Here is a 21,581-nt window from a genome sequence, read left to right on the forward strand (position 1 = left end):
CAGCAAGAGGAACAAGGGAGTTCCCATGACCGACACCCGTACCGTCCTCGTCGTCGGCGGCGGCACCTCCGGAAACGCCCTGACCGTCCTGTTGCGCAGGGCCGGGATCGCCGTCGACCTCGTGGAGGCGAGCCCCGACTGGAAGGCCTCCGCCGGCTCCGGCATCACCCTGCAGGGCAACGCGCTGCGCGTGCTGCGCGAGGTCGGAGTCCTCGACGGCGTCGTGAAGGAGGGATTCGCTGCCGACGGCGTCGCCGTCCTCGCCCCCGACGGCACCGTGCTGCACGCCCACGACGAACTGCGCACCGGCGGCGACGACCTGCCCTCCCACATCGGCATGAGACGGCCCGGGCTCCAGCAGCTCCTGATCGACCGGGTGCTGGCCGCGGGCGCCGACGTCCGCCTCGGCACCACGGCCGACGCCTTCCGCCAGGACGGCGACGGCGTGGACGTCGCCTTCTCGGACGGCACGAGCGGTCGCTACGACCTGGTCGTCGGCGCCGACGGACTGGACTCCGCCACCCGCCGCATGATCGGCGTCACCGACGCGCCCGAACCCACCGGCATGGGCATCTGGCGCGCCCCCGCGCCCCGCCCGGCCGGCGTCCACCGCACCGAGATGGTCTACGGCGGACGCTGTTTCATCGCCGGGTACTGCCCGATCGGCGAGGACACGGTCTACGCCTATCTCGTCGAACCGGCCCGCGACCGGTCCTCGCTGGACCCGGACGCGTACGCCGACGAGATGCGGGCGCTCAGCGAGGGCTACGGCGGCGCATGGGAGGAGCTGCGCTCCGCGTTCACCGACCCGAAGGCCGTCAACTACGCCTGGTTCGACCGGCACTTGGTGGAGGGCCCGTGGCACCGCGGCCGGATCGTGCTCGTCGGGGACGCCGCCCACGCCTGTCCGCCCACGCTCGCCCAGGGCGCGGCGATGGCCCTGGAGGACGTCCTCGTCCTCGCCGAACTGCTGACCGGCCCGGGCGACTGGGACGACCGGCTGCTCACCGAATACCACGCCCGACGGCTGCCCCGGGTGCGCATGGTCGTCGACGCCTCCGTCCAGCTCGGCCGGTGGCTGCTGGACGGCGTGCGCGACGCGGACGTCCCCGGGCTCATGCACCGCACCCTGAGCGCGCTGAAGGAACGCCCGTGAGCCGGCCGCCCGCTGCGGCGCCCACCGTCGACGTCCACGCCCACCTCCTGCTCCCGGAGGTGGAGGAGGCCGTCGCCGGTCACCCCCATCTGGCCGCGGCCCGGAGCCTGGACGCCCGCCGCAACGGCCCCGAAGCCCTGGCCGTGAACGGTCCGATGGTCGCCGCGCGCGTGCCGCTGCTCACGGACGCCGCCGTGCGCCTGGCCGCCATGGACGCGGCCGGCGTGGACATACAGCTCGTGAGCCCGTCGCCGTCGCACTACCACTACTGGGCCGATCGCGAACTCGCCGATCTTCTGTGCCAGTTGGCCAACAGCGGCACCGCCGCGCACTGCGCGAAGGCCCCCGACCGGCTGTTCGGCCTCGGCCTGGTCCCGCTCCAACACCCGGATCTCGCCGTGGAGTTGCTCGACCACGCGCTGGAACAGGGCCTGAAGGGCGTGGAGATCTCCTCGCACGCACCCGGCCGAGAGCTCTCGGACCCCGCGTACGAACCCTTCTGGTCCCGGGCCGAGAAGACGGGCGCCCTCCTCTTCCTGCACCCCTTCGGCTGCACGCTCGACGAGCGCCTGGACCGGTGGTACCTGTCCAACACCGTCGGCCAGCCCACCGAGAACGCCGTGGCGCTCTCCCAGCTGATCTTCTCGGGCGTCCTGGACCGCCGTCCGGGCCTGAAGCTGATCGCGGCGCACGGCGGCGGCTATCTGCCCACCCACCTCGGCCGCTCCGACCACGCCTGGCGGGTCCGTCCGGACGCCCGCGGCTGCGCGCGGGAGCCGAGCGGTTATCTGCGGCAGCTCTACTTCGACTCGCTCGTCCACGACCCCCACGTACTGCGGGAACTGCTGCGCGCCGCAGGCCCGGGGCGGGTCCTGCTCGGCTCCGACTTCCCCTTCGACATGGGCGTCGAGGACCCGCTGGGCGCACTGCGCGCCGCGGGCCTGTCCGACGCCGACTTCCACGCCGTGCGCGGCGCGACCGCCGCCGCGCTGCTCAACCTCGCCTGAGGAGGCCCCCATGGGCACCAGCCTGCTCACCCATCTCCGGCACGTCGACCTCGCCGTGCCCGACCACGACAAGCAGCTCGACTTCTACGCCGGCATCTGGGGCCTGACCCGGGTCGCCGAGGACTCCGGCCTCTCCTTCCTGGCCGCCGAGGGCAGCCCCGAACAGTACGTCGTCCGGCTGCGCAAGGCCGACGAGAAGCGCCTCGACCTGGTCTCCTACGGGGCGGGCAGCCCGGCGGACGTCGACACGCTCGCCGAGCGACTCCTGGCGGGAGGCGTGCAGTTGATCTCCCGTCCGGGGAAGGTCGACACCCCCGGCGGCGGCTACGGCTTCCGGTTCTTCGACGTCGACGGCCGCACCGTCGAGGTCTCCGCCGACGTCGAGGCCCGCGCGCACCGCAAGGTGGAGGAGAAGGAGTCGATCCCGGTCCGGCTGTCGCACGTCGTCCTCAACTCCCCTGACCTGAACCGGACTCGGGAGTGGTACGAGACCCACCTCGGCTTCCGCCTCTCGGACACGCTCAGCTCACCGCACATCGGCGAGGTCATGCACTTCATGCGGATCAGCAGCCAGCACCACTCCATGGCCATCGCCCAGGGCCCGCACACCGCCCTGCATCACGTCTCCTTCGAACTGCGCGGCCTGGACGAGTACTTGCGCGGCTCCGGTCGGCTGATGCGGGCCGGCGTCCGCAAGATCTGGGGCCCGGGACGGCACCTGGCGGGCGACAACACCTTCACCTACTTCCTCGACCCGCACGGCAACACCGTCGAGTACACGACCGAGTTGGAGGAGCTGGACGAGGACACCTGGCATCCGCACGTCCACGACTTCTCCAGGCCCGAGGTCACCGACCAGTGGGGCACCGCGAACCCGATGAACGAGCTGATCGCCAAGGAGTCCTTCAACGACGTCGACCGCGGCCTGTTCGTCGCCCCGCCGGTCTGAGGGCGCCCGCCATGCGCATCGCCAGCTATCTGCACGAGGGGCGCCGCCGCTGCGGCGTCGTGGAGGACGCCGTCGTCCGGGCCCTGCCGGACGGCGTCCCACCGCTCGAAGCGGTCGGCGCCCACCCGGTGGGCGCGGCCGTCCCCCTGTCGGAGGTACGGCTCCTCCCGCCGCTGCAGCCGCCCACCGTGAGGGACTTCGTCACCTTCGAGGAACACGTCGAGGGCGTGCGGCGGTCCGTGGACGGGGCGTCCGGCGTGCCGGAGCAGTGGTACGCGGCCCCGACGTTCTACTTCACCAACCCCTATGCCGTGTACGGCCCGTTCGACGACATCCCGCTGCCCCCGGGTGCGCAGGTGCTCGACTTCGAACTGGAGGTCGCGGCCGTGATCGGGAAGGAGGGCCGCGACCTCACCCCCGAACAGGCCCGCGACCACATCCTCGGCTACACGGTCCTCAACGACTGGTCCGCCCGCGATCTGCAGTCCGCCGAGATGCGGGTGGGCCTCGGCCCGTGCAAGGGCAAGGACACCGCGACCACTCTGGGCCCCTACCTCGTCACCGCCGACGAACTGGAGAAGTACCGCGACGCGGACGGGTTCCTGCGCCTCGCGCTGACCGCGGAGGTCAACGGCGAGGTGGTCGGCGAGGACCTGCTCTCCCATATGAGCTGGACCTTCGAGGAGATGGTCGCCTACGCGTCGCGCGGCACCCTCGTCCGCCCCGGCGACGTCCTCGGCTCGGGCACCTGCGGCAACGGCGGCTGCCTGGCGGAGCTGTGGGGCGTGCGCGGGGAGCAGTCACCCCCGCCGCTGCGGCCCGGCGACACCGTCACGCTCACCGTGGAGGGCATCGGCACGGTCTCCAACACGGTGGTGGCCGGCGTCGATCCCGTGCCCCTGCCGACCGCGCGCCGTCGCCCCCGGGAGCGGCGGTGACGGCCGAACCCCTGGGTGCTCAGTGCAGGGTGAGCGAGGTCTCCGACTCCACGCGGGTCAGTTTCTCCGGGTTGCGGACGAAGTAGAGGCCGGTGATCCGGCCGTCCTCGACCCGGACCGCGAGGACGCCGTCGAGCTCGCCGTCCAGCCGCAGGAGGAGTCCTGGGCTGCCGTTGACCACGGTGAGCGCACTGGTGAGCTCGGCCGGGTTCCGTTCGGTGGTGCCGATGATGAAGCGGGCCGCCTTGTCCGCGCCGACGATCGGACGCACCGCGGCCTGCTTGATGCCGCCGCCGTCGGTCAGGAGGACGACGTCGGGGGCGAGCACGTCGAGGAAGCCCTGGAGGTCCCCGGTCTCGACCGCGTGCTGGAACGACTCCAGAGCCGCCCGGGTCACCCTTGCGGAGACCGCCGCGCGCGGGCGGCGGGCGTCGACGTGCAGCCGGGCGCGGTGCGCGATCTGTCGTACGGTCGCGGGGTTCTTGTCGACGGCGGCGGCGATCTCGTCGTAGCCGACGCCGAACACCTCGCGCAGCACGAAGACGGCGCGCTCGGTCGGCGACAGCGTCTCGAGGACGAGCATGAGCGCCATCGACACGCTCTCGGCGAGCTCGACGTCCTCGGCCACGTCCGGTGCGGTGAGCAGCGGCTCGGGCAGCCAGGGGCCGACGTAGGCCTCCTTGCGGCGGGTCATGGTGCGCAGCCGGTTGAGCGACTGCCGGGTCGTGATCCGGACCAGGTAGGCGCGTCGGTCCTGCACCTGCCCCAGATCGACCTTGACCCACCGCAGCCAGGTCTCCTGGAGGACGTCCTCGGCGTCGGCCGCCGATCCGAGCATCTCGTAGGCGACGGTGAAGAGCAGGTTGCGGTGCGCGACGAACGTTCCGGTCGCCTCGTCGGTGTCTGTATCCGCATCTGTATTTGTGTCGGTGTCGGCGGCGTGATCACTCATGTCTCGTTCCCTCCCCCGTTCGTGCGCGGTCTAGACGGCCTGTTCGGCGGGGGTGGTGGCGGTCGTGGCGGCAGCGGTCGGCGACTCGTCGCGCTCGGTGTCCTTGGCCGCCAGCGCCTGCCGGCGATGGGCGCCGCCGGAGACGTTGTGCAGGCGGTACGAACCGGGCTTGTGCGCCTCGCCGGCCAGGTGCTTGACGATGCCGGCGCACACGAACTCCTTGACCTTCGCCCCGGGGCGACCGCCGATGTGGAAGCCCACCGCGACGTCGTACCGGTGGGCGAACTGGAAGATGCCGCCCTGACGGCCCAGGCTGATGCACTGGCCGGCGAACGTCTGGTTGAGGGCCGTGGCCCGCTCGCCCGCGATCCGGCTGAGCACCGTGTCGGCGGCCCGCGCGCCCAGCGGAATCGCGGCCTGGCAGCTCATCCGCAGCGGCAGGTCCGAGGGCGCCGCAGAATCCCCGGCCGCGACGATGCGGACGTCGTCCACGCTGGTCAGCGTCTCGTCCGTGAGCAGCCGGCCCAGGGCGTCGGTGCTCAGCCCGCTGCGCACGGCCAGGTCCGGCACGGCGAACCCGGCGGTCCAGACGGTGACCGTGCTCGGCACCTCTCGGCCGTCGCCGAGCCGCACGGAGTCGTGCGTCACGGCCGTCACCTTGGTGTCGGGGCCTTCCAGGACGCTCACCCCGAGCGCGGCCAGCCGCCTCGCGACCGAGCGTCGACCGCGCGGGTGCAGGTACGGGCCGAGCACCCCGCCGCAGACGAGGGTCACGGCACGGCCCTCCTCCGCCAGCTCGGCGGCGGTCTCGATACCGGTCGGACCGGCGCCGACGACCGTTACCGGGGCCGCTGCGGGCGTGTCCTCGAGGACGGCCTGGAGTCGCTGCGCCTCCTCGAAGGTGGCGATCGGGTGGGCGAACCCGGCCGCGCCGGGCACGCTCAGGTCGGCGCTGCCGCTGCCCACGGCGTAGACCAGGTAGTCGTAGCCGACGGCGCCGCCGCTCTCCAGGAGCAGGCTTCGTCCGCCCGCGTCGATCCGCGTCACGGAGTCGACGACCAGCCGGACGCCCTCGGCCAGCACGTCCCGGTACTCGACGACCGCGTCGTCGGACCCGCCGACCAGCTGGTGCAGGCGGATCCGCTCGACGAAGGTCGCGCGCGGGTTGATCAGGGTCACGCTCACGCCGTCGCGCAGGGTCAGGCGGTTGGCCGCCATGACGCCCGCGTATCCGCCGCCGATCACGATCACATCCGTGTTCCCGGTCATGGTGTTGCTCCTTCGTTTCCCGGTGTCCGTCTCTTGCCGTCTCGCCCACAGGACACCGGCTGCCCGACCGCTGTGACAGGTGTGACGCAGATCACTTTGTCAGACCCCCGTGCCAAGCTGGGTGACATGGCATCAGTCAAGGGTTCGACCGACTCCGCAAGCCCTGTCGGAAGCGTCGACAGCGTCGACGGCGTGGACAGCATGGACGCCCTGTTGTGGCGGTGGGTGGCGCACATCGACCGCGACGGCGCGCTGGGCGCGGGGAGACCTGAATGGTTCTCTCGCGTCGGGGAGCTGGCCGTGGCCGAGGACATCACCTGGTTCGGGATGGCCACGGCCGGCAGATGGTGCCACGGGGACCTGCCGCCAGGGCTGAGCAGCTGTCCCGTGTACGCGGGCTTCTACTGGCACCGGGCCGAGGACCGGCCGCCGGTGGCCCGGGTCGGCGTGGTCGTCCTGCCGCTGGCCGACCCCGCCAGGATCCTCGCGGCCGAGTGGGAGGACGACGGGTACAACGGCTACGAACCGGCGCCGCTGGACGGGTACGCCGTCCTGTGCAGCGGCCCCTTCGACCCGGGGCACGTCGTCGGCCGTGACCCGCAGGCCGATCTGCGCGAGGCCCGGCGCATCATCGCGGCCGGCGACCAGGAGGGCCGTCGGGACAACTTCGCCGAGATCGTCACCGACCCGGACCGCGGCGGCAACGTCCTGTTCTTCCCGGTCGAGGCCGAGGAGCGGAACGGCTACGAGGCGCTCGAGCCGGACGGCACCGTCGTCTGCCTCGCCTTCACCGCCTACGACTTCTGATGTCAGCGCCAGGACCCCGCGCGACCTGGAGGCCGCGCTGCGGCTCGGCGTCGGCCGCATCGTCATCGACAGCCCTTCCGAGATCGCCCGGCTCGCCGCCGCCGTCGGCCCCGGCGGCCAGCAGAAGGTCATGGTCCGGGTGGTGCCCGGCATCAGCGCCGGCGCCCACGAGAAGACCCGCACCGGCACCGACGACCAGAAGTTCGGCCTCTCGATCTCCGACGGCTACGCCCAGCACGCCGTCGCCCGCATCCTCGACCAGCCGCAGCTGCGACTCACCGGCCTGCACTGCCACCTGGGCTCGCAGATCACCAGCGTCAAGCCCTACCTGGCCGCGGTGCGCCGCATGGTGGGGCTGATGGCCCGGCTGCACGAGCAGCACGGCCTCGTCCTGCCCGAACTCGACCTGGGCGGCGGCCACGGGATCGCCCACCGGCCGGGCGAACCGGCCCTGGACCTCACCACCCTGGCCCGCAAGGTCCGCGCCGAGCTGACCGAGGCGTGCGCGTCGGCCGGACTCACCGTGCCCCGCCTCGTCATCGAGCCCGGCCGGGCGATCGCCGGACCGGCCGGCATCGCCCTCTACCACGTCCTCGCCGTCAAACACACCGGCCGGCACACCTTCGTCGCGGTGGACGGCGGCATGAGCGACAACCCGCGGCCCGCGCTGTACGGAGTGCGCTACGCGCCCCGCCTCCTCGTCCGCCGCGAGTCCCTGGAGGACATCCGCAGCCGCGACGTGGGGCTGTAGCCGACGGCTGGGCTCCCGGGCACGGGACTCCGGGAGACCGGCTCGGCAGGAAGCCTGCGCGCCCTGCGCACCGGGCCGGGAGCCCGCCGCCGTGCCCCTGAGGTCTCCCCATTTCTGCCCCTACGGACCCGGCCCTATTTCCCTCGGGGTTCGTCACACGATCTGTTCTGGGAATTCCCCGGTCGGGCACGACTTCCGGTCGGCGCCGATGAGTGGGAAAGAAGCGCGAAGGGCGAACCCGTCCGGCATACTTGCGAGCTGCGGGCCACCCTGCTCACCAACGCGCAAGCCGAAGCGCAGCGCGGAGCATTCGAGCGCTGATGCACACTTCCGGGGAACAGTCGTCATGAAAAACCTTCAGCCTTCGGACCCGACGTCCATAGGCGGTTATCCGTTGCTCGGCCGGCTCGGCGCGGGCGGCATGGGGCAGGTGTTCTTGTCCCGTACGGGTTCGGGTCGGCTGCTCGCGCTGAAGACGATCCGCGACGATCTCAGCTCCGAGCCGGGGTTCGAGGAACGGTTCGCCCGCGAGATACGCAACAGCGACCGCGTCCGCTCGCCGTGGACCGTGACCGTCGTGGACTACAGCGCGCCGGGCCAGTCCCCGCAGTGGCTGGCCACCGAATACGTGCCCGCGCCGCCGCTTGCCGAATGGGTCACGGCCCATGGCCCGCTGCCGCGGACCGCGCTGCTCTCGCTCGCCGCCGAACTGTGCGCCGCCGTGCAGGCCGTGCACCAGGCCGGCCTCGCGCACCGGGACGTCAAACCCGGGAACGTCCTGCTGGCACGCGACCGTCCACGGCTGATCGACTTCGGTGTGGCACGGGCCGCCGACGACAGCCGGCACACCCGCCTCGGCGTCTCCGTGGGCTCCCCCGGCTTCCTCGCCCCGGACCAGGCCGTCGGCAGTGTCGCCGCCGAACCCGCCGACGTGTTCTCGCTGGCCGCCGTGCTGGTGTACGCCGCGACCGGACGCGGCCCCTTCTCCCGCGCGGGGGAACAGGTCCCCGCGGCCACCCTGCTGTACCGGGTGGTCCACGAGGAACCCGACCTCACCGGCGTCCCCCCGGAGTTGACGCCGCTGCTCACCGCATGTCTGGCCAAGGACCCGGCCGAACGCCCGACGGCGGCCCGGCTGAGCGGATGGCTGGAGGAGCGGGGCGGCCGGACCGGGCGCTGGCCCGAGGAATGCCCCGGAGATCTCTCCGGACGACTGACGGAGTCCGAGCAGGCGACACGCACCCTGGTCGACCTCGCACCCCGCTCCGCCGGGGCCGCCGCCGATCCGGGAGCGGCCACACAGACGACCAGGACCGACGTCGCCCCGGCCGAGTCCGGCCGACGCCGTCGGCTCGCCTGGCTGCTGACCTCGGCCGGTGCGGCGGTCGCGGTCGTGGTGGCCGTGGTGGCCGCCGTGCACTTCGGCACGCAGCGCTCCTCGGCCGAGTCGGACCCCTCCGCGAAGGGACGGTCGTCCGGTTCGGCGACCGCTGCGCAGACACCGTCCGCCTCGTCCCAGGAGACTCGGGAGTCCCAGGAGCCCCAGGAGAGTCAGGAGCCCGACGCGGCCATCAAGGTCGTACAGGCCACGTTCGAGCTGCCCACCGGAGCGTCCGTGGTGGCCGGCGCCAGGAGTCTGATCATGCAGCAGGACGGCAACCTGGTGGTCTACGACCAGGACCACAAGCCGCGCTGGGCTGCGATGACCGGCGGCGAGGGCAACTCCGCCCGCTTCCAGACGGACGGCAACCTGGTCGTCTACAACAGCGCCGGGCGGCCCGTGTGGGCCTCACAGACCAATGGCCACCAAGGAGCGGTCCTGGTGTTCCAGGCGGACGGAAACATGGTCATCAAGTCCGGCGACACCGTGCTCTGGGCCGCGGGAACGGAAAACTGACCGTTATCCGGCGCCTCGAGAAACTCCACGGCGGTTTCGGCAAAGAACGAACCGTCCCGCCGGTGCCCCGGAGAATTCCCGACGCGTAAATTCCCGCCACCCGATACCGGGCCTTGCTCAGAGCCAGTCCTTCCGTTTGAAGATGACGTACAAGCTGGTGCAGACGCCCGCCATCAGCAACACCGCGAAGGGATACCCGAGCACCCAGTGCAACTCCGGCATGTGGTCGAAGTTCATCCCGTAGATGGTGCCGACCAGCGTCGGGGCGAACAGGATGGCCGCCCATGACGAGATCTTCTTGATCTCCTCGTTCTGCTCGAACCCCGCCTCCGCCAACGCCCGCATCTCCGCGTTCTGTTGCTGGGTGACGAGGGTCGCGTTCACGGTGAGGATCTCGGTGAGGGCCTGGCGGTAACCGTCGACGCGTTCGCTGGTGTGGGTGACGTGGTCGGCGACGTCCCGCAGATAGCGTTGCAGCTCGTCGTCCGTGCCGTACTTGGAGAAGCCGGCCATCAGACCGTGCAGCATGCCGACCAGGGGGCGGGTGGCGCGCTGGAACTCGACCATCTCGCGGGAGAGTTCGTAGATCCGGCGGGAGACCTCCGGGTCACCGCGGAAGACCTCGGTCTCGATCTCGTCGATGTCGTTCTGGACGCCCGCCACGACCGGCAGATAGCCGTCGACCACGGCGTCGAGGATGGCGTACAGCACCGCCTCCGGGCCGAGTTTGAGCAGCTCGGGCGTCTCCTCCATGCGGCGGCGCACCGCCGACAGGTCGGGGGCCGCACCGTGCCGGACCGTGATGACGAAGTCGGGGCCCACGAAGACGTGCAGCTCGCCGAAGTCGATCTCCTCCTGCGCATCGAGGTAGCGGGCCGCCCGCAGGACGACGAAGAGGGTGTCGCCGTAGCGCTCCAGCTTGGGGCGCTGGTGAGCCTCCTTCGCGTCCTCCACGGCGAGCGGATGCAGGTCGAACTCCGAGGCCAGGGAGTGGAGTTCACCCTCGGTCGGGCGGGCGAGCCCGATCCACGCCATGCCCGACCGCTGCTCGTGCAGCGCCCGGTAGGTCTCCGAGAGCGTGGCGGGCGCGAAGACCCGGACGCCGTCGCGGTACAGCGCGGCCTGGACGACGCTGGCGACCTCGCCGGTCTCGGGCGGCTGCGGCCCGGCGGGCGCCGACGGGGGCGGGGGCGTCGGCTCCGGCACGGGCGGAGTGCGGCGCCAGATGGATTTCTTGGGGCGCTCGGGCATCGCGTCTGCCTCTCCGTCGACTCGGCCGCTGCGCTCGAGCCTACGTCTACGTGATCACAGAGCAGGATATACGGGACGAACGGCCGGAGCCCGGGGAGTCGCCCACCGGGACCTGCCCGGCCGGACAGGCCGCACGAGATCGGCCGTGTCCTCGGTGCTGCCGGTGAGCGGGAGGCGCGTGCCGCACCCCGCGTCTGTGGCACGACCGGCCGGACAGGACCTAGCTTGCCGTGCATGACGAAGACGACGTCCCCGGCGGCCCCCGTGCTCGGCCCCCGCGCCCTCAACCGTGCCACCCTCGACCGGCAGCTGCTGCTGCGTCCCTCCTCGCTGTCGGCCGAGCGGGCCGTCGAGCATCTGCTCGGGCTGCAGGCGCAGAACGTCAAGCCGCCGTACTACGCGCTCGCCGCCCGCCTCGACGGCTTCGTCCCCGAGACGCTGTCGACGTCGATGGCCGAGCGCGCGGTCGTCCGTATCGTCACCATGCGCTCCACCATCCACACCCACACCGCCGACGACTGCCTGACCCTGAGACCGCTCGTCCAGCCCGCCCGCGACCGCGAGCTGACGTACTTCCGCAAGGGACTCGTCGGGGTCGACCTCGACCGGCTCGCCGCCCTCGCCCGCGACCTCGTCGAGGACGGACCGCGCACCATGAAGCAGCTGCGCGAGGCCCTCTCGGCCGAGTGGCCGAAGGCCGACCCGCAGTCCCTCGCCGTCGCCGCGCGCTGCCGGCTGCCGCTCGTCCAGGTCACCCCGCGCGGGCTGTGGGGCCGGAGCGGACAGGTCGCGCTCACCACCGCCGAGCACTGGCTCGGCCGCGCCGCGCGGCCGGCCCCGACGGCCGACTCCGTCGTCCTGCGCTATCTGGCCGCCTTCGGGCCGGCCTCCGTCAAGGACATGCAGACCTGGGCCGGCCTGACCCGGCTGCGCGAGGCCTTCGAACGGCTGCGCCCGCGACTGCTCGTCTTCCGCGACGAACAGGGCGTCGAGCTCTTCGACCTCCCCGACGCCCCGCGCCCCGACCCCGAGACCCCGGCCCCGCCCCGATTCCTCCCCGAGTTCGACAACCTCCTCCTCTCCCACGCCGACCGCACCCGCGTCGTCCCGCCCGAGTACCGGGGCCGCTCCTGGCAGGGCAACCAGGCCTACTGCACCCTCCTGGTCGACGGCTTCCTGGCGGGCGTGTGGAGACTGGAGCCGGACGCCCTCGTCGTCGAGCCCTTCGGCACCCTCACCCGGGCACAGCGGCAGGACGTGACGGAGCAGGGCGAGCGGATGCTGGCCACGATGCACCCGCAGGCGAGCCACGACATCCGCTTCGGCACGGTCGTCGCACGACAAACCCCCACCGGGGACCGGTGAGGGTGTGGAGAGGGGGCGCTGCGGGCCGCTCGTGGAGGCTCGCAGCGCCCCCTGGTCGTTCCCTGAGGGATCCTCAGGAGTTCTTGCGGGTCACGCGGTCGACTCGGGCACTACGAGTTGACCTGCGCGGTGACCAGGCTGGAGAAGGTGGTCAGCCGGGTGTACACACCCGGGTAACCGGCCTGCGCGCAGCCCTCGCCCCAAGAAGTGATCCCTGCCAGGACGCCCCCGATGAGCAGGGGACCGCCGCTGTCGCCCTGGCAGGTGTCTACGCCGCCGGATGTGTATCCGGCGCAAACCATGTCGGTCGCGACGAAGTCGGAACCGTAGGAACTCCGGCAGCTGGAGTCGGACACGATCGGAACGGTCGCGGTCCGCAGCTGGTTGGAGGAGCTGCCGCTCTCCGAGGTGGTGCCCCAGCCGAGGACGCGGGCGGTGGTGCCGGCCGCGTACACACTGGTCTGGGACGAGGAGACGTACGACGCCGTGGTGTACGGCATCGACGTCGACAGGGTCAGGACGGCCACGTCGTCGCCGTTGGTGGCGTCCGTGTAGTCCGGGTTGATCCAGATCTTGCTCACCCGGCTGACCGTGCCGTTGGTGCCGTTGAGGTAGGTGCGCCCACCGACGACGCGCACACTGCTCGTGGTCTCGCCGACCATACAGTGGGCGGCCGTGACCACCTTGGTCGCCGAGACGAGGGTGCCGCCGCAGAACTGGTTCTGCGAGGCGTCCGTGATCTGCATCATGAACGGGTACGTCGTGGTCGTGGTCGTCGTGCCGCCGACGATCGGCTGGGGCGCTGCGACAGCGGTGGGGGCGCTGAGCAGTGCGGTCGCTGCCGCGGCGGCGGTCGCCGCGAGGACGGCGGCGGTCTTCTTCACGCGGTTGAGCCCGAACATGGATCTCCTCGTGGGGTTGCCGGTGGGGGGTCGCGCGGGTGTGGGGGGAGTGCACGGGGGTCGCGGGACCGACCCCCGTGTGCCCGGGCGAGCGGCACGTCCCTTACGCTAGGACCCGGAACCCGCTCCTCCCAATGAGGGAACCCCCTAGGGGAGTTGGGGCAGGGAAAACCCTCGGTCGTCCCAGGGAACGCACAGCCGCCGTAGAGCGTCCCCTCAGTGAGGCCGCCGCGCCGGGCGGAGTGCCCGCTGAGTACAGGTAGCCCGTGAGCGGCAGTTAACCCGCGGATTCCTCACTTCGCGTGACGCCCCGCCGCCAGTCGGACGATGTCCACCCGCGAGCGGATCCCCAGCTTGCGGTAGACCCGGGTCAGGGTCGCCTCGACCGTCTTGACGCTGATGAACAGCCGCGCGGCGATCTCCCGGTTGGTCGCGCCCTCCATGACGAGCGCGGCGACCTGACGCTCCATCGAGGCCAGCCCCTCCAGCGCGTCGGCCGGCAGAGCCTGCTGGGGGACGGCGGCGACCGTCTCCGGCGCGCCCTCGGCGGCGGCCACCTCCACCTGACGCAGCCAGGGCAGCGCCCGGCACCGCCGGAACAGCCGCGCCGCCTCGTCGTACGACGTCGGCCCCGGCCCCGGTCCCGGCTGCAGGGCGCGCAGCCGGGCCTGCGCGAACGCCGCCCGCGCCTCCTCCAGGCCGTATCCCAGCTTGGCGAGCCGGTCCTGAACGGACGTCAGCCGGGACAGCGCCGCCTCGTGGTCGCCGAGCGCGGCCCGCACCATCGCCTCCGAGCGGTCCAGCACGGCCAGCACGCTCTCCCGGCCCAGCCTGAGCGCGTGCTCGCGGGTCACGTCGATGACGTCCTGCGCCTCGCCCGGCTCCCCGACCCGGACCAGCGCGTCGGCGAGGTCGCCGTGCCAGCGGCCCCGCGCCGGGTCGGTGATGCCCAGGCCCTGCTCCAGCTCCCGCACCCGGCGCAGCGAGCCGACCGCGCCCGCCGCGTCCCCGGCCACCAGCTGGGCGTAGCCCAGCGCGGCCAACGCCCGCGAGAGGTACATCTGGTCGCCGTCCTCCTCGGCGCGGTCGCTTGCCTCCCGGGCCAGCACCAGCGCCCGGTCCACCTCACCGCCGGAGGCCTCGGCCAGGGAGGTGAGCATCGCGGAGGCGCCCAGGCCGATGCCGGAGTCCCGGGCCAGCCGCAGGCTCTCGCGGGCCAGGTCGAGGGCGCGTCCGCAGTGCCCGGAGCGCAGTTCGGTGTCGGCGAGGAACCGCTGGAAGTGCACCTCGCTCTCGACCATCCCGCGCCGGCGCACCTCGCGCAGCAGCGCGGTGATGGTGGAACGGGCCTCGGGGAGCTGGTCGCTCATCAGCAGCCAGCGGAACCGGGCCATGCCGGCGCCGTTGTGATGGCACGCCACGTACGGGTCCTGGGGCTCCTTCAGCGCCCGTTTGATGGTGGTCGGCGCGAGCGGATGGCCCATCAGGATCTCCGTCGACGCCTGGAAGGAGAGCGCGAACAGTTCCGTGCGGCGGTCACCGCCCCGGGCGGCCAGCTCCGCCGTGTGCGCGGCCTCCTGCCGGGCCTCGGCGAAGTCGCCCTCGACGATCAGCTTGCGCCAGGCCAGCCGGTAGTGGACCAGGGCGAGCAGCCGCGGGTCGTCGCCGGCGTCGGCGAGGGCCTGCGGGAAGACGGCGTCGACCTCGCCGAGGGACTGCCCGGCGGCCTCGATCACCACCTCCCAGGCCCGGATCCGCTCGGCGGGCACGGTCGCCCGGGTCAGCACCTCGCGGGCGATGTCCCGGGCGAGGTCCACCTCGCCGGCGGTGATCGCGTCCTCGGCCGCCTGGAGTCTTCGGTCGTCCGGGGCGGGGGCGCCGTCCGGCGGGGTGTGGCGGGCGGCGAGCAGTCCGAGCGAGGCGGCGACCGTGGGGGCGCCCCGGTCGCGGGCCAGCGCGGCGGCCTCGGCGAGCCGGGCGGCCACCTCCGGGTCGGTGCCGGTGGTGGCCAGCGCGAGGTTGCGGGCCCGCTCGATCGGGTCGGAGGCGGCGGTGGACAGCGCGGCGTGCGCGGCCCGGCGCTCCTGCGCGGGCGCCTCCGCGTAGAGCGCGGCGGAGATCAGCGGATGCGCGAACCGGACGGCCGGCCCCTCGGGTTCCGTCGTCAGCAGCCCGAGCGCCGCGGCCTGCGCGGTCTCCGCCTCGGCGTTCTCGCGGCCGGCCGCGTGCAGCAGGGCCAGCGTGGGACGGGCGCCCGCGCTGGCCACGAGCAGGGTGCGGCGGGCGTCGTCGGAGAGCATGTCGAGCCGGCTGAGCACCAGCGCGCGCAACGAGGTCGGCACCGGCAGGGGTTCGCCGGGCCGGGGCGGGGTCGGGTTCTCGCCGAGGGCGCGGCCCAGCTCCAGGGCGAACAGGGGGTTGCCGCCGCTGGTGCGGTGGATCTCCCGCACGGTCGAACGGGGCAGGGCGGTGTAGCCGCGGTGATCGAGCAGCGCGGAGACCTGGGCGCGGGAGAGCGGGCTCAGCCGGACGGCGAGGGTGTCGGGCGGGGACGCGCGTAGATGACGGTCGTACTCCTGCCCCTCCGTCCGTACCGCGCACAGCAGTTGGACGCGGGTGTCGCCGAGGCGGCGGGCGGCGAAGCCGAGGAGCTCGGCGCTGGCCGAGTCCAGCCACTGCAGGTCGTCGGCGACGAGCAGGACGGGGCCCGAGGCGGCGAGGGCGCGCAGGGCCGACAGCACGGCCAGCCGCAGGGCGAGGCCGTCGCGTTGCAGAGTCGATTCGCCGCGACCGGTGAGCGCCGACTCCAGGGCCGTGCGCTGGGCGGCCGGAAGCTTGTCCGAGATCTCGTCCAGGACGAGGCCGAAGAGATCGGCCAGGGCCAGGAACGGGAGGTGGGATTCGGACTCGGTCGCCGAGCAGCGCAGCACTGTGCGCGCCGCGTCGCCGTAATCCGCGGCCAATGCCCGCAGCACGGTCGACTTTCCTATTCCGGCGGGGCCGTGCAGCAGCACACTGCCGCCGCGGGTCAGCTGGTCACGGGCCGCCGTGAACAGCTCCTCCCTGCCGATGACCAGGTCGGGGCGGCATCTGGCAGGCTCCTGGAACTCCCGTGGCACGGTCACCGCTCCCCTCCGAGTGTCGTGTCCGGGCCAAATTCTAGGCAACGACTCTTTGAAATCCGGAGACACGACGTGGTGAGGGATATAACAACATGACGCATATGTAAATTCATGACGGCGGTGGGTGAATGGTCGCTTGTCGTGAGGGGCCTCCCTGGCTTGATGTGATCGTTGCTCCCGGCATCCTGCCCGATGCGCGTCACGGGAGTGTTGCGACGCCCGCGCGCTACGGCAGCGGACCCGTCCTGCGGGCCGCGACCACCGCCTCTCCCCATGTGCGCGCACCCGGTCCGCGCGGCGCCGCCACGGACGTCGGCATGACCCGTTCGCGCGGGGCCAGGCCGGCCGGCTCCCGTCCCGACCGCCCCGGCTCCCGTCCCGACCGTCCCGGCTCCCGTTCCGACCGCCTCGGTCGTCCCGGCGGTGCTTGGCGTGCCCCCGAGCTCAGCAGTCCGCAGGCGTCGAGGAGTTCGGCGCGCGGGGCCGGGTCGGTGATCCGCGCCGCCGGCGCACGCAGGCCCGCGTGCGCCTCGCGCACCTCGGCGACGGCCACGTCGTACCCGTGGCTGATCCGCCGGGAGAGCGAGCAGTCGGTCACGGCGCACGGACGGTCCGGCGCGACCGCCGTGCCGCCGAGGCCGTTGCCCGAGGCCACCGCCGGTCCGCGCGGCGCGACGCCGGACGCGCCGCTGAACCCGCTGATCCGCATCCGCTGCCGCCCCGGCTCCATCGGAGCGCCGAACGCGACCGGCAGCCCCGTCGCCCGTCGCAGCCGCGCCGGGGCACCGCGAATCTCCGCCGTTCCGGCCCCGTCTGCTGCCACGTTCTCGCCCTTTCCGCGCGGCGTGGTGCCGCACACCCCCGTTCAGGGGTAGTGAGACCTGCATCACGGATTACACGATGTCAGAGCCGCCCGGCAATGGTCCGGCACCGAGGAGGACAGATGACGACGGCGACGGAGCGTTTCCGCAGAGCCCGCGACTTCCTGCAGGAACACCGCGAGGACTACACAACCGCTTACGAGCGTTTCGAGTGGCCCCGTGCGGAACGCTTCAACTGGGCCCTCGACTGGTTCGACGTCATCGCCGACGGGAACGAGCGCACCGCCCTGCACATCGTGGAAGAAGACGGTTCCGAAACCCGTCTCACCTTCGCCGAACTGTCGGAGCGCTCCGACCGCGTGGCGAACTGGCTGCGCGGCCGTGGGGTCGCCGCCGAGGACCGGATCCTCGTCATGCTCGGCAACCAGGCCGAGCTGTGGGAGACCGCGCTGGCCGCGATGAAGCTGCGCGCCGTCGTCATCCCGGCGACCCCGCTGCTCGGCCCCGCCGACCTGACCGACCGCGTCGAGCGCGGCCGGGTCCGGCACGTCCTCGCCCGGTCCGCGGACGCGGCCAAGTTCGACGAGGTCCCCGGCGACTACACCCGCATCACGGTCGGCGGCGCGGCGGACGGCTGGCAGCAGTACGAGGACGCCTACGCCGCCCCGGCCGGCTTCACGCCCGACGGCCCCACCCTCGCCGACGACCCGCTGATGCTCTACTTCACCTCCGGCACGACCGCCCGCCCCAAGCTGGTGGAGCACACCCACACCTCGTATCCGGTCGGACACCTGTCCACGATGTACTGGATCGGGCTCAAGCCCGGCGACGTGCACCTCAACATCTCCTCGCCCGGCTGGGCCAAGCACGCCTGGTCCAACCTCTTCGCCCCCTGGAACGCCGAAGCAACCGTTTTCATCCACAACTACACGCGCTTCGACCCGGCCCGGCTCATGGCGGAGATGGACCGCGCGGGCGTGACGACGTTCTGCGCCCCGCCCACCGTCTGGCGCATGCTCATCCAGGCCGACCTCACCCAGCTGCGCACCCCGCCCCGCGAGGCGGTGGCCGCGGGCGAACCCCTCAACCCCGAGGTCATCGAGCAGGTGCGGCGCGCCTGGGGAGTGACGGTCCGGGACGGGTTCGGCCAGACCGAGACGGCCGTGCAGATCGCCAACAGCCCCGGACAGGAGCTGAAGACCGGTTCGATGGGCCGGCCCGGCCCCGGATACCGGGTGGAACTCCTCGACCCGGTGTCCGGCGCACCCGGCGCGCGGGAGGGCGAGATCGCGCTGGACCTGTCCGCGCGTCCGGTCGGCCTGATGACCGGTTACCACGGCGAACCCGACCGGACGGCCGAGGCGATGGCCGGCGGCTACTACCGCACCGGTGACATCGGCAGCCGTGACGAGAACGGTTACATCACGTATGTCGGGCGGGCCGACGACGTCTTCAAGGCCTCCGACTACAAGATCAGCCCCTTCGAGCTGGAGAGCGCGCTGCTGGAGCACGAGGCGGTCGCCGAGGCGGCGGTCGTCCCCGCCCCCGACGAACTGCGCCTCGCCGTGCCCAAGGCGTATGTCGTCCTCGCCGAGGGCTGGGAGCCGGGACCCGACACCGCGAAGGTGCTGTTCGAGCACTCCCGCGAGGTCCTCGCCGCCTACAAGCGCATCCGCCGCCTGGAGTTCGCCCCGCTGCCCAAGACCGTCAGCGGCAAGATCCGCCGGATCGAGCTGCGCGAGGCGACGGCCGCGGGCTCGGCGGACGAGTACCGCGAGGAGGACTTCCGGTGAACTCGTACACGCACGGCGCCAGTGACACCCCGCTGCTCGGGGACACCATCGGCGCCAACCTGGACCGGGCCGTGGCGGCCTGGCCGGACCGCGAGGCGCTGGTCGACGTCCCGTCGGGCCGGCGCTGGACCTACGCCGAATTCGGCGCGGAGGTCGGGAGGCTGGCCTCCGCCCTGCTCGGCGCCGGGGTCGCCAAGGGCGACCGGGTGGGGATCTGGGCGGTCAACTGCGCGGAGTGGGTGCTCGTCCAGTACGCCACCGCCCGCATCGGGGCGATCATGGTCAACATCAACCCGGCCTACCGCACCCATGAGGTCGAGTACGTGCTCGACCAGGCCGGGGTCTGTCTGCTCGTCGCCTCCCTCGGCCACAAGGGCAGCGACTACCGGGCGATGGTCGAGCAGGTCCGGCCCAGGTGCGACCGGTTGCGCGAGGTGGTCTACATCGGCGACCCGAGCTGGGAGGCGCTGCTCGCTCGGGGGACGGGGACACCCGCGACACACCCGACACCCGAAGCCCGCCCCGAGGAGCTGTCCTGCGACGACCCGATCAACATCCAGTACACCTCGGGCACCACGGGCTTCCCCAAGGGGGCCACGCTCTCCCATCACAACATTCTCAACAACGGTTACTTCGTGGGTGAGTCGATCGCCTACAGCGAGCAGGACCGGATCTGCATCCCGGTGCCCTTCTACCACTGCTTCGGCATGGTGATGGGAAACCTCGCGGCCACCTCGCACGGCGCCTGCATGGTCATCCCGGCGCCGTCCTTCGATCCGCAGGCCACGCTCAGGGCGGTGCAACAGGAGCGGTGCACCTCCCTGTACGGCGTCCCGACCATGTTCATCGCGGAGCTGAACCTCCCCGACTTCGCGGCCTACGACCTCTCGTCCCTGCGCACCGGCATCATGGCGGGCTCGCCCTGCCCGGTGGAGGTGATGAAACGGGTGGTCGCCGAGATGCACATGACGGAGGTGTCCATCGCCTACGGCATGACCGAGACCTCGCCCGTCTCCACCCAGACCCGCCGTGACGACGACCTCGACCACCGCACCGGCACCGTCGGCAGCGTCCTGCCGCACGTCGAGGTGAAGGTCGTGGACCCGGCGACCGGGGTGACGCAGCCCCGCGGCACGGCGGGCGAGCTGTGCACCCGCGGATACAGCGTGATGCTCGGTTACTGGAACGAGCCCGCGAAGACCGCCGAGGCGATCGACGCGGGACGCTGGATGCACACCGGGGACCTGGCGGTGATGCGCGAAGACGGTTACGTCGAGATCGTCGGCCGCATCAAGGACATGATCATCCGGGGTGGGGAGAACATCTACCCGCGCGAGATCGAGGAGTTCCTCCACGGCCACCCGAAGGTCAGGGACGTCCAGGTGGTCGGCGTCCCGCACGAGCGGTACGGCGAGGAGGTCCTCGCCTGTGTGATCCCGGACGACGAGAGGGACCCGCTGACCCTGGAGGAACTGCGCGGCTACTGCGAGGGCCGGCTGGCGCACTACAAGATCCCGAGCAGGCTGCAGCTCCTGGAGACCTTCCCGATGACGGTCTCGGGGAAGGTGCGCAAGATCGAGCTGCGCGAGAAGTACGCGGACAGGTCCTAGCGGACGCCTCGGGCGTCCAGGGCGTCGGCCATCGCGTTGACCGGCTGCGGGGCGCCCGTGAGGTCCAGCACGAACAACGGGACGCGGAGCTGGTCGGCGCGGGCGCGGGCGTCGTCCGCGTATCCGGCGAGGGAGAAGTAGACGCAGTCCGCGGACTCCGTCATCGCCGTCAGCCACAGGCACTCCACGTCCCGCAGCGAGGCCGGGCGCACGCTCGGGTCCACCTGGGCCAGCAGCCCGCGCGCGGCGAGGCCGATGCCGGCGGTGGGCCGCTGGTCGGCCCGCCGGATGTCCCCGTGCCCGAGCCAGTTCAGATAGAGCGCGGCAGCCGTGACCGCGTCGCGAGCGGTACGGATGGCGACGGGGCGGAAGGCACGGCGCTCCGCGGTCGGAGCCGGGATCGGGATCGGGATCGGCGACCGAGCCGGCCCTGGTGTCGGCGGTGACCCCGGCTCCGGCTCCGGCTCCGGCTCTGGCTTCAGCTCCGGGCCCGGGGTCTGCGTCGACGGTGGCTCCGGTGCCGGTCCCGGGCCCGTTGTCGATGCCGGAGGCCGTGTCGGCGGCCGTGTCGGCGGCGCGGATGTCTCCGGATCGGGCTCCGGATCGGGCTCCGGGTCGCTCGGCGGGGCGGTCACCGGGATGCGTAGCACCGTTCCGCAGGTGCAGCCCAGTTCCGGGTGGGGCCACTGGTCGCAGCGGCCGCAGGCGGGGCAGCGCAGGGCGATCCACTCCTCGTCCCAGACCCGGTGCGCGACGGCCGTCGGCGTCGTCCGCCGGTCGAGCACCGGCGTGACGGGGGCGCCGCACGCGCACGGGTAGGACGGCACGGTGTAGGGGCGCTCGCGCCGACAGGCCGGGCAGCGCACCGGCACGCTCTCGGACATGGCCCCCATCGTCCTCCTTCGGACCCCGCTTGTCCGTCTCTTGACGACCTTTGCCCGCCCACTTACATTGCTTCCAGATAGTAGAAAACAGTTTCCGTATTACGGAA

The 21,581-nt window shown here is 72.2% G+C and carries 16 protein-coding genes and 1 pseudogene; 10 read left to right on the forward strand and 7 right to left on the reverse strand.

All coding sequences use genetic code 11. The annotated features are described in order from the left end of the window. Nucleotides 1-25: 25 nt before the first annotated feature. From ACWD4O_RS02185 to ACWD4O_RS02200, 4 genes are read left to right on the forward strand one after another with little or no spacing between them, the layout of a single operon-like run. Nucleotides 26-1,156 (forward strand): FAD-dependent oxidoreductase, encoded by a 1,131-nt coding sequence (locus ACWD4O_RS02185; RefSeq protein ID WP_451276524.1) that lies wholly within the window; start codon nucleotides 26-28, stop codon nucleotides 1,154-1,156. Beyond that, nucleotides 1,153-2,163 (forward strand): amidohydrolase family protein, encoded by a 1,011-nt coding sequence (locus tag ACWD4O_RS02190; protein ID WP_451276526.1) that lies wholly within the window; start codon nucleotides 1,153-1,155, stop codon nucleotides 2,161-2,163. Before ACWD4O_RS02185 ends, ACWD4O_RS02190 begins: the two co-directional genes overlap by 4 nt. Before the next feature lie 10 nt (nucleotides 2,164-2,173). Continuing rightward, on the forward strand, nucleotides 2,174-3,112 hold the full coding sequence (locus ACWD4O_RS02195) for a VOC family protein (protein ID WP_451276528.1): 939 nt from the start codon (nucleotides 2,174-2,176) through the stop codon (nucleotides 3,110-3,112). An 11-nt stretch (nucleotides 3,113-3,123) separates the two neighbouring features. After that, a complete protein-coding gene (locus ACWD4O_RS02200) occupies nucleotides 3,124-4,050 on the forward strand; it encodes a fumarylacetoacetate hydrolase family protein (RefSeq protein WP_451276530.1) in 927 nt (308 codons plus the stop codon). Between the two features lie 19 nt (nucleotides 4,051-4,069). Here ACWD4O_RS02200 and ACWD4O_RS02205 read toward each other — a convergent pair whose 3' ends face one another. Next, nucleotides 4,070-5,002: an RNA polymerase sigma-70 factor gene (locus ACWD4O_RS02205; protein WP_451276532.1), complete on the reverse strand. Its 933-nt coding sequence runs from the start codon at nucleotides 5,000-5,002 to the stop codon at nucleotides 4,070-4,072. A 30-nt stretch (nucleotides 5,003-5,032) separates the two neighbouring features. Further along, a complete protein-coding gene (locus ACWD4O_RS02210) occupies nucleotides 5,033-6,271 on the reverse strand; it encodes an NAD(P)/FAD-dependent oxidoreductase (RefSeq protein ID WP_451276534.1) in 1,239 nt (412 codons plus the stop codon). Between the two features lie 126 nt (nucleotides 6,272-6,397). Here ACWD4O_RS02210 and ACWD4O_RS02215 point away from each other — a divergent pair, with 126 nt between their 5' ends. The 3 genes and pseudogenes from ACWD4O_RS02215 to ACWD4O_RS02225 all read left to right on the forward strand — a co-directional run bounded on the left by ACWD4O_RS02215 (nucleotide 6,398) and on the right by ACWD4O_RS02225 (nucleotide 9,726). After that, nucleotides 6,398-7,078 carry a hypothetical protein gene (locus tag ACWD4O_RS02215; protein WP_451276536.1) on the forward strand — a complete coding sequence of 227 codons (681 nt, stop codon included), beginning with the start codon at nucleotides 6,398-6,400 and terminating at the stop codon, nucleotides 7,076-7,078. A gap of 4 nt (nucleotides 7,079-7,082) precedes the next feature. Then, nucleotides 7,083-7,799: pseudogene (locus tag ACWD4O_RS02220) on the forward strand (diaminopimelate decarboxylase); the annotation flags it as partial. Nucleotides 7,800-8,175: 376 nt separating this feature from the next. Then, the gene (locus ACWD4O_RS02225; RefSeq protein ID WP_451276538.1) at nucleotides 8,176-9,726 is read left to right on the forward strand and encodes a protein kinase domain-containing protein; all 1,551 of its coding nucleotides are present in this window, start codon (nucleotides 8,176-8,178) and stop codon (nucleotides 9,724-9,726) included. 117 nt (nucleotides 9,727-9,843) lie between these two features. On the opposite strand, the gene ACWD4O_RS02230 is transcribed toward ACWD4O_RS02225, so the two are convergent. Next, nucleotides 9,844-10,977, reverse strand: coding sequence for a magnesium and cobalt transport protein CorA (locus tag ACWD4O_RS02230; RefSeq protein ID WP_451276540.1), 1,134 nt, complete (start codon nucleotides 10,975-10,977; stop codon nucleotides 9,844-9,846). A gap of 234 nt (nucleotides 10,978-11,211) precedes the next feature. Between ACWD4O_RS02230 and ACWD4O_RS02235 the strand changes: the two genes are divergently transcribed. Then, the gene (locus tag ACWD4O_RS02235; RefSeq protein ID WP_451276542.1) at nucleotides 11,212-12,342 is read left to right on the forward strand and encodes a winged helix DNA-binding domain-containing protein; all 1,131 of its coding nucleotides are present in this window, start codon (nucleotides 11,212-11,214) and stop codon (nucleotides 12,340-12,342) included. Between the two features lie 110 nt (nucleotides 12,343-12,452). Here ACWD4O_RS02235 and ACWD4O_RS02240 read toward each other — a convergent pair whose 3' ends face one another. From ACWD4O_RS02240 to ACWD4O_RS02250, 3 genes are all read right to left on the reverse strand, one after another. After that, on the reverse strand, nucleotides 12,453-13,244 hold the full coding sequence (locus tag ACWD4O_RS02240; protein WP_450946916.1) for a S1 family peptidase: 792 nt from the start codon (nucleotides 13,242-13,244) through the stop codon (nucleotides 12,453-12,455). A 293-nt stretch (nucleotides 13,245-13,537) separates the two neighbouring features. Beyond that, a complete protein-coding gene (locus ACWD4O_RS02245) occupies nucleotides 13,538-16,369 on the reverse strand; it encodes a helix-turn-helix transcriptional regulator (protein WP_451276544.1) in 2,832 nt (943 codons plus the stop codon). Nucleotides 16,370-16,592: 223 nt separating this feature from the next. Continuing rightward, complete coding sequence (locus tag ACWD4O_RS02250) at nucleotides 16,593-17,189, reverse strand: hypothetical protein (RefSeq protein ID WP_451276546.1); 597 nt, start codon at nucleotides 17,187-17,189, stop codon at nucleotides 16,593-16,595. A gap of 120 nt (nucleotides 17,190-17,309) precedes the next feature. Here ACWD4O_RS02250 and ACWD4O_RS02255 point away from each other — a divergent pair, with 120 nt between their 5' ends. Together ACWD4O_RS02255 and ACWD4O_RS02260 are read left to right on the forward strand one after the other, a co-directional pair. Further along, nucleotides 17,310-18,980 carry an AMP-binding protein gene (locus tag ACWD4O_RS02255; RefSeq protein ID WP_451276548.1) on the forward strand — a complete coding sequence of 557 codons (1,671 nt, stop codon included), beginning with the start codon at nucleotides 17,310-17,312 and terminating at the stop codon, nucleotides 18,978-18,980. After that, nucleotides 18,977-20,590 carry an AMP-binding protein gene (locus ACWD4O_RS02260; protein WP_451276550.1) on the forward strand — a complete coding sequence of 538 codons (1,614 nt, stop codon included), beginning with the start codon at nucleotides 18,977-18,979 and terminating at the stop codon, nucleotides 20,588-20,590. Before ACWD4O_RS02255 ends, ACWD4O_RS02260 begins: the two co-directional genes overlap by 4 nt. Here the strand turns inward: ACWD4O_RS02260 and ACWD4O_RS02265 are convergent. Continuing rightward, on the reverse strand, nucleotides 20,587-21,474 hold the full coding sequence (locus tag ACWD4O_RS02265; protein ID WP_451276552.1) for a hypothetical protein: 888 nt from the start codon (nucleotides 21,472-21,474) through the stop codon (nucleotides 20,587-20,589). The genes ACWD4O_RS02260 and ACWD4O_RS02265 overlap by 4 nt on opposite strands. Between the last annotated feature and the right edge of the window lie 107 nt (nucleotides 21,475-21,581).

It is taken from the genome of Streptomyces sp. NPDC002623 (assembly GCF_053592635.1).